This window comes from Epibacterium sp. ABV4_022, from assembly GCF_056159345.1.
In genome coordinates this window covers 3,579,639-3,592,528 of record NZ_JBSWVA010000001.1, presented here as the reverse complement: position 1 = coordinate 3,592,528, position 12,890 = coordinate 3,579,639, and the positions used below count along the sequence as shown (strand labels likewise).

The following is a 12,890-nucleotide window of genomic DNA, read 5'->3' as shown; positions in this document are numbered from 1 at the left end:
GACATAGTGTTGCAAAACGGGGAACCAACCGGAATGCCAACGATCCAACAGCTGATCCGCAAGCCGCGTCAGCCGAAAGTAAAACGCTCCAAATCCATGCACCTGGAGCAGTGCCCGCAGAAGCGCGGCGTCTGCACCCGCGTCTACACCACCACGCCGAAGAAACCGAACTCCGCGATGCGGAAAGTTGCGAAGGTCCGCCTGACCAACGGTTTCGAAGTGATCTCCTACATCCCGGGTGAAAGCCACAACCTTCAGGAACACTCCGTGGTTCTGATCCGTGGCGGTCGTGTAAAAGACCTTCCGGGTGTCCGTTACCACATCCTGCGTGGTGTTCTGGATACCCAGGGTGTCAAAGACCGTAAGCAGCGTCGCTCCAAGTACGGCGCGAAGCGTCCTAAGTAAGAAGAAGGATAAGCATAGATGTCCCGTCGTCACGCTGCTGAAAAACGCGAAGTTCTGCCCGACGCCAAGTTCGGCGACCGCGTTCTCACCAAATTCATGAACAACCTGATGATCGATGGTAAGAAATCGGTCGCAGAAAGCATCGTTTACAACGCCTTTGACCGCGTTGAAGCGAAAATCAAGCGCGCGCCCGTGGAAGTGTTCCACGAGGCCCTCGACAACGTGAAACCCTCCGTCGAGGTCCGTTCGCGTCGTGTGGGTGGTGCAACCTACCAGGTTCCCGTTGAAGTCCGCCCCGAGCGTCGTGAAGCGCTGGCGATCCGCTGGCTGATCACCGCTGCGCGTGGTCGCAACGAGAACACAATGGAAGAACGCCTCGCCGGTGAACTCCTCGACGCTGTACAAAGCCGGGGTACTGCCGTTAAGAAGCGCGAAGACACGCACAAGATGGCTGAGGCAAACAAAGCCTTCTCGCACTATCGCTGGTAACTCTTTAGAGGCTCATCCAAATGGCACGCGACTATCCGCTAGACCGCTACCGTAACTTCGGTATCATGGCGCACATCGATGCAGGTAAAACCACCTGCTCTGAGCGCATCCTGTTTTACACCGGCAAATCCCACAACATCGGTGAGGTGCACGATGGTGCAGCCACCATGGACTGGATGGAGCAGGAGCAGGAACGCGGCATCACCATCACCTCGGCTGCAACCACCACCTTCTGGGAACGCACTGAGGACGGTAAGACTGCCGACACCGAAAAGCACCGTCTGAACATCATCGACACCCCCGGCCACGTTGACTTCACCATTGAAGTTGAACGCTCGCTGGCGGTTCTCGATGGTGCTGTCTGCGTGCTTGACGCCAACGCCGGCGTTGAACCCCAGACCGAAACCGTGTGGCGTCAGGCTGACCGCTACAAGGTTCCGCGCATCGTGTTCGTCAACAAGATGGACAAGATCGGCGCTGACTTCTTCAACTGCGTCAACATGATCGAAGACCGCACCGGCGCCCGCGCCGTTCCCGTCGGTATTCCGATCGGCGCCGAGAACGAGCTGGAAGGCCTCGTCGACCTCGTCACCATGAAAGAATGGGTGTGGCGCGGCGAAGACCTCGGCGCGTCCTGGTACCAGGAAGACATCCGCGACTCCCTCAAGGAGATGGCGGACGAATGGCGCGGCAAGATGATCGAAGCGGCCGTCGAAATGGACGACGACGCGATGATGGCCTACCTCGAAGGCGAAGAGCCCGACGTTCCGACCCTGCGCAAACTGCTGCGCAAAGGGACCCTGGACATGGCCTTCGTTCCGGTTCTGGGCGGTTCCGCGTTCAAGAACAAAGGTGTGCAGCCGCTGCTGAACGCCGTGATCGACTATCTGCCGAGCCCGCTCGACGTTGTTGATTACATGGGCTTTAAGCCGGGCGACGAAACCGAGACCCGTAACATTCCGCGTCGTGCAGACGACTCGATGCCGTTTGCCGGTCTGGCGTTCAAAATCATGAACGACCCCTTCGTCGGCTCCCTGACCTTCACCCGGATCTACTCCGGCGTGATGAACAAGGGCGACTCGATCCTGAACTCCACCAAAGGTAAGAAAGAGCGCATCGGTCGTATGATGATGATGCACTCCAACAACCGCGAGGAGATCGAAGAAGCGTTTGCAGGCGACATCATCGCGCTGGCGGGTCTGAAGGACACCACCACCGGTGACACCCTCTGCGACGCCAAGGAGCCGGTGGTTCTGGAAACCATGACCTTCCCGGATCCGGTGATCGAGATTGCCGTGGAGCCCAAAACCAAGGGCGACCAGGAGAAAATGTCCCAGGGTCTGGCCCGTCTGGCCGCCGAAGACCCGTCTTTCCGCGTCGAAACCGACCTCGAGTCCGGTCAGACCATCATGAAGGGCATGGGCGAACTTCACCTGGACATCCTGGTGGACCGTCTGAAGCGCGAGTTCAAGGTTGAGGCCAACATCGGTGCCCCGCAGGTTGCCTACCGCGAGACCATTGGTCACGAGGTCGAGCACACCTACACCCACAAGAAACAGTCGGGTGGTTCGGGTCAGTTCGCCGAGGTGAAGATGATCATCTCGCCGACAGAAGCCGGTGAAGGCTATTCCTTCGAGTCCCGCATCGTTGGTGGTGCCGTTCCGAAAGAATACATCCCCGGTGTTGAAAAAGGCATCACCTCGGTCATGGACAGCGGCCCGCTGGCTGGCTTCCCCGTGATCGACTTCAAGGTTGCCCTGATCGACGGTAAGTTCCACGACGTTGACTCCAGCGTTCTGGCGTTCGAGATCGCATCGCGCATGTGTATGCGTGAAGGCATGCGCAAGGCTGGTGCGAAGCTGCTCGAGCCGATCATGAAAGTCGAAGTGATCACCCCGGAAGAATACACCGGCGGTATCATCGGCGATCTGACCTCCCGTCGCGGCCAGGTGTCCGGCCAGGAGCCGCGCGGCAACGCGATTGCGATCGACGCAAACGTGCCGCTGGCGAACATGTTTGGCTACATCAACACCCTGCGCTCCATGTCCTCGGGCCGCGCGCAGTTCACGATGCAGTTCTCTCACTACGATCCGGTCCCGCAGAACATCTCTGACGAGATCCAGGCGAAATACGCGTAAGCGTGACGATTTGGGGGAGTGCCGGGGGCGGCGCTCCCTCCCAAAGCTAAAAGGAGGCCATCATGGCTAAGGAAAAGTTTGAACGTAATAAACCGCACGTCAACATCGGCACCGTTGGCCACGTTGACCACGGTAAAACCACGCTGACCGCAGCAATCACCAAATACTTCGGCGACTTCCGCGCCTACGACCAGATCGACGGCGCACCGGAGGAAAAAGCTCGCGGTATCACCATCTCCACCGCCCACGTGGAATATGAAACCGAGACCCGCCACTACGCGCACGTCGACTGCCCCGGCCACGCTGACTATGTGAAAAACATGATCACCGGTGCGGCGCAGATGGACGGCGCCATCCTGGTTGTGAACGCAGCCGACGGCCCGATGCCCCAGACCCGCGAGCACATCCTGCTGGCGCGTCAGGTTGGCGTTCCCGCGCTGGTCGTGTTCATGAACAAGGTTGACCAGGTCGACGACGAAGAGCTGCTGGAGCTCGTCGAGATGGAAATCCGCGAACTGCTGTCCTCCTACGACTTCCCGGGCGACGATATCCCGATCATCGCGGGCTCCGCGCTGGCGGCGATGGAAGGCAACAACCCGGAAATCGGCGAAGAGAAGATCAAGGAACTGATGGCGGCCGTGGATGACTACATCCCGACCCCCGAGCGCGCTGTCGACCAGCCGTTCCTGATGCCGATCGAAGACGTGTTCTCGATCTCCGGCCGCGGTACCGTTGTGACCGGCCGTGTGGAGCGTGGCGTGATCAATGTTGGCGACGAAATCGAAATCGTCGGCATCCACGACACCAAGAAAACCACCTGCACCGGTGTGGAAATGTTCCGCAAGCTGCTGGACCGCGGTGAAGCCGGCGACAACATCGGCGCGCTGCTGCGCGGTGTTGACCGTGACGGCGTTGAGCGTGGTCAGGTTCTGTGTAAGCCGGGCTCCGTGACCCCGCACACCAAATTCGAGGCAGAAGCATACATTCTGACCAAAGAAGAGGGTGGCCGTCACACCCCGTTCTTTGCGAACTACCGTCCGCAGTTCTACTTCCGCACCACCGACGTGACCGGCACCGTGACCCTGCCGGAAGGCACCGAGATGGTGATGCCGGGCGACAACCTGAAGTTCGAAGTTGAACTGATCGCCCCGATCGCGATGGAAGACGGTCTGCGTTTCGCCATCCGCGAAGGCGGCCGCACCGTCGGCGCGGGCGTCGTGTCGAAGATCCTGGCGTAAGCCAGGATCGCATCGACGCGCCATACGGACTGTGTCGAAGATCCTCGCGTAAGTCTCGCGAAGATCTGGGAATAGAGAGGGCCTCCCAACGGGAGGCCCTTTTTTGTTGCGAGGCGCTGCCTCGCGCTCCGAGGTATTTGTAAAAAGATGAAGCGCCCGCCTTAGGAGGTTAGGCGGCACTCCACCCTAGCGCTGTGGTACATCTATAGGGACACAAGCGCAGATTTGATCTCGTCGAGCTTGAATTGCGGGAGGGTTCTGACCTTGATGATAGAGGTCAGATGGTCTGGTTTGCTGATGCCGACAAGGCTGCACAGCGACACCTCATTCAACAGAGTCGCAGCAACAGCAAACTCGCTGAGCGTGAGATCAAGCGCCTGTGCGACTGGGCGCAAGGCGGAGATTTTCTCGTGGATTTCGGCCAAGAGCGCCTGAGGGAGCTGGTCTCTGGCGTCATGAAAGCGGCAGGCCGGACCTTCGCGAAAGAAGGTCTCGGTTATCAGGCCGCGAAATAAGGTGGAGCGGCCAATAAACTTCTGCCCGCGCTGATGTAGCCTCGATAAGAACGGCTCATCGCATCGACGCTCGAGTGCTGAATAGTTCCATTGCAGATAGCTGCCAAACCCGATGTCAGCCGCATGTTGCAGCTCCTCCCAGCTGCGCGGGCTGACACCATAAGATCCGATGTAGCCCTCCTCCTGCGCCCTCGCGAACAGCGTCCGGATCTTATCGGAGAGCAGCGCTGGGGGTGGACCATGCAGCAAGACCACATCGATCGCATCCATCTGGAGCCGCCTGCGGCTGTCATCGAGGCAGGAGAGGAATGTCTGCCAATTGATCTCGTCCGGTGCAGCTGCGTTGAGGCGCGAGAGTTTTGTCACAATCAGCAGATTATCTCTCTGCCCGGAACGGTTTACGGCTGTCCCCAGCAGGGTTTCACTGACACCGTCACCATAGGCTTGCGCCGTGTCGAAAACATCAATCCCGCTCGAGATTGCGTCTTCGATCAGCTTGATGCGTTGCGCCTCGGGACCGGCGCGCCAACCGTTTTGCATTCCGTTGAGGGTCTGTTCCCCGCCAAGTTGCCAGCAACCAAACCCGATCTTGCCATAGCCCATTTGTCAGAGCTTTTCGTACAGTCTGAATTCAAAGGAGACGCGCGTTTCATCCTCGTTGTTGTTCAGGGCGAGACCATGAATCAGGTGGGAGGAAAAGATCAGGAATTCATCAGGTTTGGGGTTTTCACGGACCAGAGCGGTGTTTCCGCCCCAATCGAGAATACTTGCAACGCTGTAGCGCTGAGCGTTCATCGTGCTGCCGGCTTTGGTGCGGGTGATCTTGCTCTCAGGCAGAAGGTGGCTTCCAGGGGCCATCGGGAGCCCACTACAATCATTTACGCCACACACAGGGATCCAGATATTGACCATTTTGGGCACGGAACCGTGTTGGTCGAAGGCTTCGTAGATGTCTTTGTGAACCGTATTGTAGTTGTGACTTTGGGGCTTGTTGATGCGCGCGATCATCCAGACATCCGTATTGGTCTGCGGATTGGTAAAGCTCAGATCAACCCCGAGATAGGTGCTGAAATTCTTGACGATCTTGGCACTGTCAAAGCCGAGGTCGGCGGGAAACAGGCGTCGGCTGCGTTTGATCACCTCGCCATGGAGCGCATCGTCGACGTAAGCGTGATACCGTTCAAGCGTGAAACCGCTGAGGTCGATCTCCGGGCGCAACTCTGTGACGATCTGCATGATTGCTGCTGTGGTTTCTGTATAGATCGTGGCTGGATCATAAAAGTCATCAGCCTTCAGCGTCGTATAGCCGGCGTCATACCAGTCGGTGTGTTTGGTGATATCGTCGAACTTGGTGGACAACACCTCGTCTGATCCCACACCGTAAACGTCCTCAGCTGCAAGCTGTACTGGGATTTCTGTGCCGTTGATGAGATATTGGGTTTTCATAATTGGTCGCTCTAAAGTTGATTGGACCCGTTGCGAGTCTCTCAGAATGATGTCCGTAATTCGTTTAAAACGAGTGAAAAATTCTAGCGATTGGGGCGCTGGCCACGTGCGGGGCAGTGGCGCATCGCGATCAGTCCAAAGGGGGAAAGGCGAAACCGACTTAGGAGATCGTGGACCAAGTAGGTGACGGTGCGGCCTTGCGCTCCGAGACTTTGCGCAAAGGTCAAACAAGCCATTGCCGCCGCTGGAGTGTCGGGATCGGCACCCTTACAGCGCGTTACCTGTGGAACCGACTTTGCTGAATTTGGCCCTTGGTCGCACCGCACCCGCGATGACGGCGGTGAGATGCTCTGGCTCGCTGACGCGCCCAACGTGGTGTGGACGTGATCCGAGGTGCGCGTCGTCATGAATGGTTGTCGAATTCGCGCGCCGATAGGTGGCGGGCTAGCGAATTCTGTCCAACTGTTTGCGCACGGCCAGGAGCATGTGTAACGCGGTCTGTTGGTCCCCCTCCGAAAGATGGTATTGGGACAGCCTCAAATCAGTGCCTGACTGCGTCAGAATCTGATCCAGCGGCTCCCGCGGTGACCACACCCCGCCAGCGTGGACACGATAAATGGACGGCTCCACGTCCTGCATATACTTGAAGCCACCGTAGCTGCCGAGCGTGCTCCAGAGAACCCGGTCCTCATTGACCACAGTGCCGATTTTCTCAGGGATCGAGATTCCACCGCGGAAGAAGAGTGTGTTGGTCAACAGCCAGCAGGCACATCTCTTCAACTCCGCGGGAGAATAGTCGCGTTGAAAGGCCGGTGGTAGCTTACTGTCGGATTGTACGTCGTAATTCACATCAACGACGGTAGAGTTATGCCCGCATGCGACAAAGCTCTTGTTTGCTTCCAAGAAGTCAAATTGCTTCTGGATCTTGGATACATCTGACCAGGCGTCATCTCCATCGCAAAGAGCGATGTACTTCGGACTCATGGCGTTGACGATGCGTTTGAACGGAAAGGCGCCTTTGCTCCAGAAGTTGTCTGCGGCATTGATCACTCTGACTTCGATGGGTTTGTCCCGAAATCTCTCAAGGCACTCATGTATTTTCTGGGGTGTCTGATCGGTCGAGCAATCATTAAAGATCACGAGCCCTAATGTACCCGAAAACTCTTGGGTCAGTACGGAATTCAGGCACTGCTCGATGAAAGCTTCGTGGTTGTAGGTGACCGTGATGACAACGACGTCCAAATGGTCCATCTCAAGATTGGGTTTTGGCAGTTGCATCGAAAGATTTTCAATATGCATGGATCGGTTACACCTCAACTGAACAGCCCTCTAAGCCGCGTGCAAACGTGGTACGTTCAATTCCTTTAAATCGAGTGAAGCCTCTGCGCTTGCTTGCGAGGCAGGCCGCCCAGCGGTGCACCCGTTTGGGGGAGGGGGAAGCGCCGAGTCGCTATCCCCTTTCTGATGTACGTCGCGCGGACTAAGTGGCATGTGGCTGGCACGCCGTTGCGGTGATCGGCCAGATTGACGACTGCATGTTTGGGGTTCGGATTTGATTGCGCAGCTGTTCTCTTTTCTGCGGAGCGTTGCGATTGGGATATGGGGCGCTGTTGTTATGTGCATGGGAGGTGCCCTCATGCTTGTTGCGCTCCTTTCGCTTCAGGACAATGCCGAGAAATCCATCAATGACAATGGCGTGCGTCCGGAGGCTGTTCAGCTTCGTTTTCTGCATCCCGGCTATTTTGTCGGTGCCTTCAATGAGTTTGAAGCCAGCGGTTGGTTCAACGGTTTGTTTGGCTCCTTCGTTGTCGAAAAGAACGTCGTCAAATCCTACGCCGTGTTCAGCGCCACCCCCGGTGGTGCCGACGGCCCGCATCTGATTGCAGTGCGACAAGATGATGGCATTCGCGCGTATCTGCGCGCAATCTTGCGGGGGAAGCGGTCGTTGCCGGCACAGGTTCGCATCCGTGGCTTTATGGACGTCCGGGAGTATTACGATTTCGAGATTAAGCGGGACCTTCGACGCAAGGGGCACGTTCTGCGAGGCCGAATATACTATGTGGAGGTCTTCACGGATCGGCGCAGGCGAACACTTGCTTTCCTTTGGGGCCGTGAAGTTGGTCTCCTGGGCTTTAGTGTCGTTATGGTGTTTGTTGGCTTTGTTTTGATCCGTTCAGAGAGAGAGACCGCGCGATGATCTAGAAAGCCGCTCCTCCCCCTTGCCACACTGTACCAACAGGTGTAACAGGCCCCATCCCGCACTGCGGGAAATGGGCGGGGTGATTCCCGCCTTTTGGGTTCGATGAGGGTACGTGATGGGCACGGGACCTTCCTCTCAACCCCAACGCCTGACTAAAAGGCTATACGATGCAAAGCCAAAACATCCGTATCCGGCTGAAGGCATTTGACTATCGTGTGCTGGATGCGTCCACACAAGAGATCGTCAACACTGCCAAGCGGACCGGCGCCCAAGTGCGCGGCCCGATCCCGCTGCCGAACAAGATCGAGAAATTCACTGTTCTGCGTGGTCCCCACGTGGACAAGAAATCCCGCGATCAGTTCGAGATCCGGACGCACAAGCGTCTTCTCGACATCGTCGACCCGACCCCGCAGACCGTGGACGCGCTGATGAAGCTCGACCTGGCTGCTGGCGTTGACGTCGAAATCAAGCTGCAGTCATAAGATCGGAGGGTAATTCATATGCGCTCTGGTATTATCGCAAAGAAAGTGGGCATGACCCGCTTGTTCATGGAAGACGGCAAGCAGATCCCTGTGACCGTTCTTTCCCTCGATGGCCTGCAGGTTGTCGCTCAGCGTACCGATGACAAAGACGGCTACACCGCCGTTCAGCTCGGTGCCGGTTCCGCAAAGGTCAAGCGCGTCTCCAAGGCGATGCGCGGTCACTTCGCGGCCTCCAAGGTTGAGCCCAAGCGCAAGCTGGTCGAATTCCGCGTCCCCGCGGATGGCCTGATCGAAGTCGGCGCGGAAATCTCCGCCGAGCACTTCCTCGAAGGCCAGAAAGTCGACGTCACCGGGACCTCCATCGGTAAAGGTTTCGCCGGTGCGATGAAGCGTCACAACTTCGGCGGTCTGCGGGCTTCCCACGGTGTGTCGATCTCTCACCGTTCGCACGGTTCCACCGGTCAGTGTCAGGATCCGGGCAAAGTTTTCAAAGGCAAGAAGATGGCCGGTCACATGGGCGCTGCACGCGTGACCACCCAGAACCTCGAGGTTGTCAAAACCGACGCCGACCGTGGTCTGGTCTTCATCAAAGGCGCTGTTCCCGGTCCGAAATCCGGCTGGGTCACCGTCAAAGACGCCGTGAAGAAGAAAGCACCCGAAGGTCTGCCGTTCCCGGCGGCTCTGAAGACTGCTGCTGAAGCTGCGGCTGAAGCACCCGCGGAAGGGGGTGAAGCATGAAACTTGACGTGATCAAACTGGACGGCGGCAAAGCGGGCGACATCGAACTGTCCGAAGAGCTGTTTGGCCTGGAGCCGCGTGCGGACATCCTGCACCGTGTGGTCCGTTGGCAGCGCAACAACGCGCAGGCCGGCACCCACAAGGTGAAGACCCGCTCCGAGACCTCCTACTCCACCAAGAAGATCTACCGCCAAAAAGGCACCGGTGGCGCACGCCACGGCGACCGGAACGCGCCGATCTTCCGCAAAGGTGGTATCTACAAGGGTCCGACCCCGCGGAGCCACGGCCACGATCTGACCAAGAAATTCCGCAAGCTGGGTCTGCGCCACGCGCTGTCCGCCAAAGCAAAAGCGGGTGAACTGGTCGTGATCGAGAACGCAGAAGCCGAAGGCAAGACCGCCGCTCTGGCCAAACAGGTTGCAAACCTGGGCTGGAAACGCGCTCTGGTCATCGACGGTGCTGCCGTCAACGAAGGCTTCGCTCGTGCCGCCAAGAACATCGAAGGTCTGGATATCCTGCCGTCGATGGGCGCAAACGTCTATGACATCCTGAAGCGTGACACCCTCGTGCTCACGAAGTCGGCTGTCGAAGCACTGGAGGCTCGCCTGAAATGAGCGCGAAGGCAGAACACTACGACGTGATCCGCAAGCCGATCATCACCGAGAAATCCACCATGGCGTCCGAGCACGGCGCAGTGGTGTTCGAGGTGGCAATCGACTCCAACAAACCGCAGATCAAGGAAGCTGTCGAAGCTCTCTTTGGTGTGAAGGTCAAAGCGGTCAACACCACCGTCACCAAGGGTAAGGTCAAGCGCTTCCGCGGCCAGCTGGGCAAGCGGAAAGACGTGAAAAAAGCCTACGTCACCCTGGAAGAAGGCAACACCATCGACGTGTCCACCGGACTCTGAGATTTGGTTGTCTGAGAATTGAGAAGGCCCCTGCGAAAGCGGGGGCCTTTTTTTTACCAAGCTTAAGCAGGAATTGTTTTCTATGTGGGTCCTAAACTTACTTTCCGAAGTGATTGCGGTAATAGATCAGATTTCTAATGGCTTCGTTTCTCTACTGAAGTGCTTCGGAACCGTGCCGACTTCATTTTGGAGCGAGGTTGGAAAGGCCGCGATTGGTAGTTTTCTAGGTTTTTTCCTTGGTATATTGGCTTTCGGATTGCAGCAACGCAGCCACCTTCGTGCGGCCGCAAGAGAGGAGCGTCTGGCGCTGTTAGATGCGCTGAACCGTTTGATAACTTCCGCAGGTGCTAATGTTGAAGCACTAGTCCAATTGAAATTGCAGTTGTTGGACGATCTCAAGCCGGAGGCTGATCGTGTAAAGGAGTTAGCAGAGGCCGCTTTTGAATCCGACCCATCGAGCCGCCCCGCGAAGGTCCAAGAATTAGTCGAACTCTGTTCCACGATGCGATATTTCTATCAAAGCGTTCAACCCATTCAAATAATGCGCCCTCCCGATTTCAGTGAGTTCTCGTCGGGTAGTCGTCAGATGCCAGCCTTAAGTCTGTTTGTGCACAGGGCTTTGGGTTGCATGGAGGAGTGTAATAGGGCTGGCGAAGCTAGGAATTTACTTATTTCGGAACTCGCGAAGGAAAGTGCTGCTCCGCACGGGCTACCGGAGGGACGAGTTTTGTACTTTAGCCAAATGCTTGCTGGCGAAGCCAACGCATTAGTTGAGAATACAGATTTCTCTATGGATTTTTGGCGGTTAGTGCTCGATCAGCTAATAGCATTTGAAAATACGCTCAAAAGAGATGAGGGGCTACTGCGTTTCGAGCTTTTGCCTGAAGTTGAGAATGCGATGCCTTCAGATGAGTTGTTTCCCAAGTTGCGTGAGCAACTGAAAAAGTTCGTCTAAGTGCTGAACCGGATAGTGCCACACCTTCCCCATTGCCACCTCCCCCAACCTCTGCTACATCGCACCAATCCTGACAGGCCTCGGATTCGTTCCGGGGCCGTTATCTTTGTCGGGACATTCGACCCAGGGACCTTCGGGGCCCTTCATCGGTCACCTGAACCCGGCGCGGATACGCCAAGGCAGGGGGCTTTAACATAGCTGGGCCAAAGATAATAACCTAAGGCTCGGCACGCTAAACGGAAGACAGAAAGCATGGCACTTAAGTCGTATAAACCGACGACGCCGGGCCAGCGTGGGCTGGTTCTGATCGACCGTTCGGAGCTTTGGAAAGGGCGTCCGGTCAAGTCTCTCACTGAGGGTTTGACCAAATCGGGCGGCCGGAACAACACCGGACGGATCACTTCTCGCCGCCGTGGTGGTGGCGCAAAGCGTCTTTACCGGATCGTTGACTTCAAACGGAATAAATTTGATGTCGCCGCGACCGTCGAGCGCATTGAATATGACCCCAACCGGACTGCCTTCATCGCATTGGTGAAGTATGACGACGGCGAGCAGGCTTATATCCTCGCGCCGCAGCGTCTGGCAGTTGGTGACAAGGTCATCGCCTCCGCAAAGGCAGACATCAAGCCGGGCAACGCAATGCCGTTCTCGGGCATGCCGATCGGTACCATCGTTCACAACATCGAAATGAAGCCCGGCAAAGGCGGCCAGATCGCCCGTGCTGCCGGTACGTATGCTCAGTTCGTTGGTCGTGATGGTGGCTACGCTCAGATCCGCCTGTCCTCGGGCGAGCTGCGTTTGGTCCGTCAGGAATGCATGGCCACCGTCGGTGCCGTGTCGAACCCCGACAACTCCAACCAGAACTACGGTAAAGCCGGTCGTATGCGCCACAAAGGCAAGCGTCCGAGCGTCCGTGGTGTGGTTATGAACCCGATCGACCACCCCCATGGTGGTGGTGAAGGTCGGACCTCCGGTGGTCGTCACCCGGTGACCCCATGGGGTAAGCCGACCAAGGGTAAGCGCACCCGCAACACCAACAAGGCGTCGCAGAAGCTGATCATCCGCTCGCGTCACGCTAAGAAGAAAGGGCGCTAATCTATGACTCGCTCTGTATGGAAAGGCCCCTTCGTCGATGCTTACGTGCTGAAAAAAGCCGAAGCAGCGCGCGAATCCGGCCGCAATGAAGTGATCAAGATCTGGTCCCGTCGTTCCACCATTCTGCCCCAGTTCGTGGGTCTGACCTTTGGTGTGTACAACGGCCAGAAGCACATTCCTGTCAACGTCTCGGAAGACATGATTGGTCAGAAGTTCGGTGAGTACTCCCCGACCCGCACCTATTATGGTCACGCCGCTGACAAAAAAGCGAAGCGGAAGTAA

Annotated in this window: 15 protein-coding genes; 12 read left to right on the top strand and 3 right to left on the bottom strand. The window is 57.1% G+C overall.

Annotation, left to right across the window (positions count from 1 at the left end):
* Positions 1 to 33 precede the first annotated feature (33 nt).
* The 4 genes from rpsL (at position 34) to tuf (ending at position 4,270) form a co-directional block, all read left to right on the top strand.
* The gene (gene rpsL, locus ACXAF5_RS16880; RefSeq protein WP_005621086.1) at positions 34 to 405 is read left to right on the top strand and encodes a 30S ribosomal protein S12; all 372 of its coding nucleotides are present in this window, start codon (positions 34 to 36) and stop codon (positions 403 to 405) included.
* Positions 406 to 423: 18 nt separating this feature from the next.
* Entirely contained in the window at positions 424 to 894 is a 471-nt protein-coding gene (gene rpsG, locus ACXAF5_RS16875; protein WP_239325784.1) for a 30S ribosomal protein S7, read from the top strand.
* 20 nt (positions 895 to 914) lie between these two features.
* A complete protein-coding gene (gene fusA, locus ACXAF5_RS16870; protein WP_474947468.1) occupies positions 915 to 3,032 on the top strand; it encodes an elongation factor G in 2,118 nt (705 codons plus the stop codon).
* 62 nt (positions 3,033 to 3,094) lie between these two features.
* On the top strand, positions 3,095 to 4,270 hold the full coding sequence (tuf, locus tag ACXAF5_RS16865; protein ID WP_239322645.1) for an elongation factor Tu: 1,176 nt from the start codon (positions 3,095 to 3,097) through the stop codon (positions 4,268 to 4,270).
* 203 nt (positions 4,271 to 4,473) lie between these two features.
* Here tuf and ACXAF5_RS16860 read toward each other — a convergent pair whose 3' ends face one another.
* The 3 genes from ACXAF5_RS16860 to ACXAF5_RS16850 form a co-directional block, all read right to left on the bottom strand.
* Positions 4,474 to 5,388 (bottom strand): aldo/keto reductase, encoded by a 915-nt coding sequence (locus ACXAF5_RS16860; RefSeq protein ID WP_474947467.1) that lies wholly within the window; start codon positions 5,386 to 5,388, stop codon positions 4,474 to 4,476.
* 3 nt (positions 5,389 to 5,391) lie between these two features.
* Positions 5,392 to 6,231 (bottom strand): phytanoyl-CoA dioxygenase family protein, encoded by an 840-nt coding sequence (locus ACXAF5_RS16855; protein ID WP_474947466.1) that lies wholly within the window; start codon positions 6,229 to 6,231, stop codon positions 5,392 to 5,394.
* Positions 6,232 to 6,675: 444 nt separating this feature from the next.
* Positions 6,676 to 7,530 carry a glycosyltransferase family 2 protein gene (locus ACXAF5_RS16850; protein WP_239366052.1) on the bottom strand — a complete coding sequence of 285 codons (855 nt, stop codon included), beginning with the start codon at positions 7,528 to 7,530 and terminating at the stop codon, positions 6,676 to 6,678.
* 337 nt (positions 7,531 to 7,867) lie between these two features.
* Here ACXAF5_RS16850 and ACXAF5_RS16845 point away from each other — a divergent pair, with 337 nt between their 5' ends.
* The 8 genes from ACXAF5_RS16845 to rpsS all read left to right on the top strand — a co-directional run bounded on the left by ACXAF5_RS16845 (position 7,868) and on the right by rpsS (position 12,890).
* On the top strand, positions 7,868 to 8,428 hold the full coding sequence (locus tag ACXAF5_RS16845) for a hypothetical protein (RefSeq protein ID WP_474947465.1): 561 nt from the start codon (positions 7,868 to 7,870) through the stop codon (positions 8,426 to 8,428).
* Positions 8,429 to 8,598: 170 nt separating this feature from the next.
* Positions 8,599 to 8,913, top strand: a complete 315-nt coding sequence (gene rpsJ / locus ACXAF5_RS16840) for a 30S ribosomal protein S10 (protein WP_005621947.1) — start codon at positions 8,599 to 8,601, stop codon at positions 8,911 to 8,913.
* 18 nt (positions 8,914 to 8,931) lie between these two features.
* The gene (gene rplC / locus ACXAF5_RS16835) at positions 8,932 to 9,651 is read left to right on the top strand and encodes a 50S ribosomal protein L3 (protein ID WP_239323307.1); all 720 of its coding nucleotides are present in this window, start codon (positions 8,932 to 8,934) and stop codon (positions 9,649 to 9,651) included.
* On the top strand, positions 9,648 to 10,265 hold the full coding sequence (gene rplD, locus ACXAF5_RS16830; protein ID WP_413220150.1) for a 50S ribosomal protein L4: 618 nt from the start codon (positions 9,648 to 9,650) through the stop codon (positions 10,263 to 10,265). Before rplC ends, rplD begins: the two co-directional genes overlap by 4 nt.
* A complete protein-coding gene (locus ACXAF5_RS16825) occupies positions 10,262 to 10,558 on the top strand; it encodes a 50S ribosomal protein L23 (protein WP_005621923.1) in 297 nt (98 codons plus the stop codon). Before rplD ends, ACXAF5_RS16825 begins: the two co-directional genes overlap by 4 nt.
* 82 nt (positions 10,559 to 10,640) lie before the next feature.
* On the top strand, positions 10,641 to 11,513 hold the full coding sequence (locus tag ACXAF5_RS16820; RefSeq protein WP_474947464.1) for a hypothetical protein: 873 nt from the start codon (positions 10,641 to 10,643) through the stop codon (positions 11,511 to 11,513).
* 252 nt (positions 11,514 to 11,765) lie between these two features.
* Positions 11,766 to 12,608: a 50S ribosomal protein L2 gene (rplB, locus tag ACXAF5_RS16815; RefSeq protein WP_005621914.1), complete on the top strand. Its 843-nt coding sequence runs from the start codon at positions 11,766 to 11,768 to the stop codon at positions 12,606 to 12,608.
* Positions 12,609 to 12,611: 3 nt separating this feature from the next.
* A complete protein-coding gene (rpsS, locus tag ACXAF5_RS16810) occupies positions 12,612 to 12,890 on the top strand; it encodes a 30S ribosomal protein S19 (RefSeq protein WP_005621910.1) in 279 nt (92 codons plus the stop codon).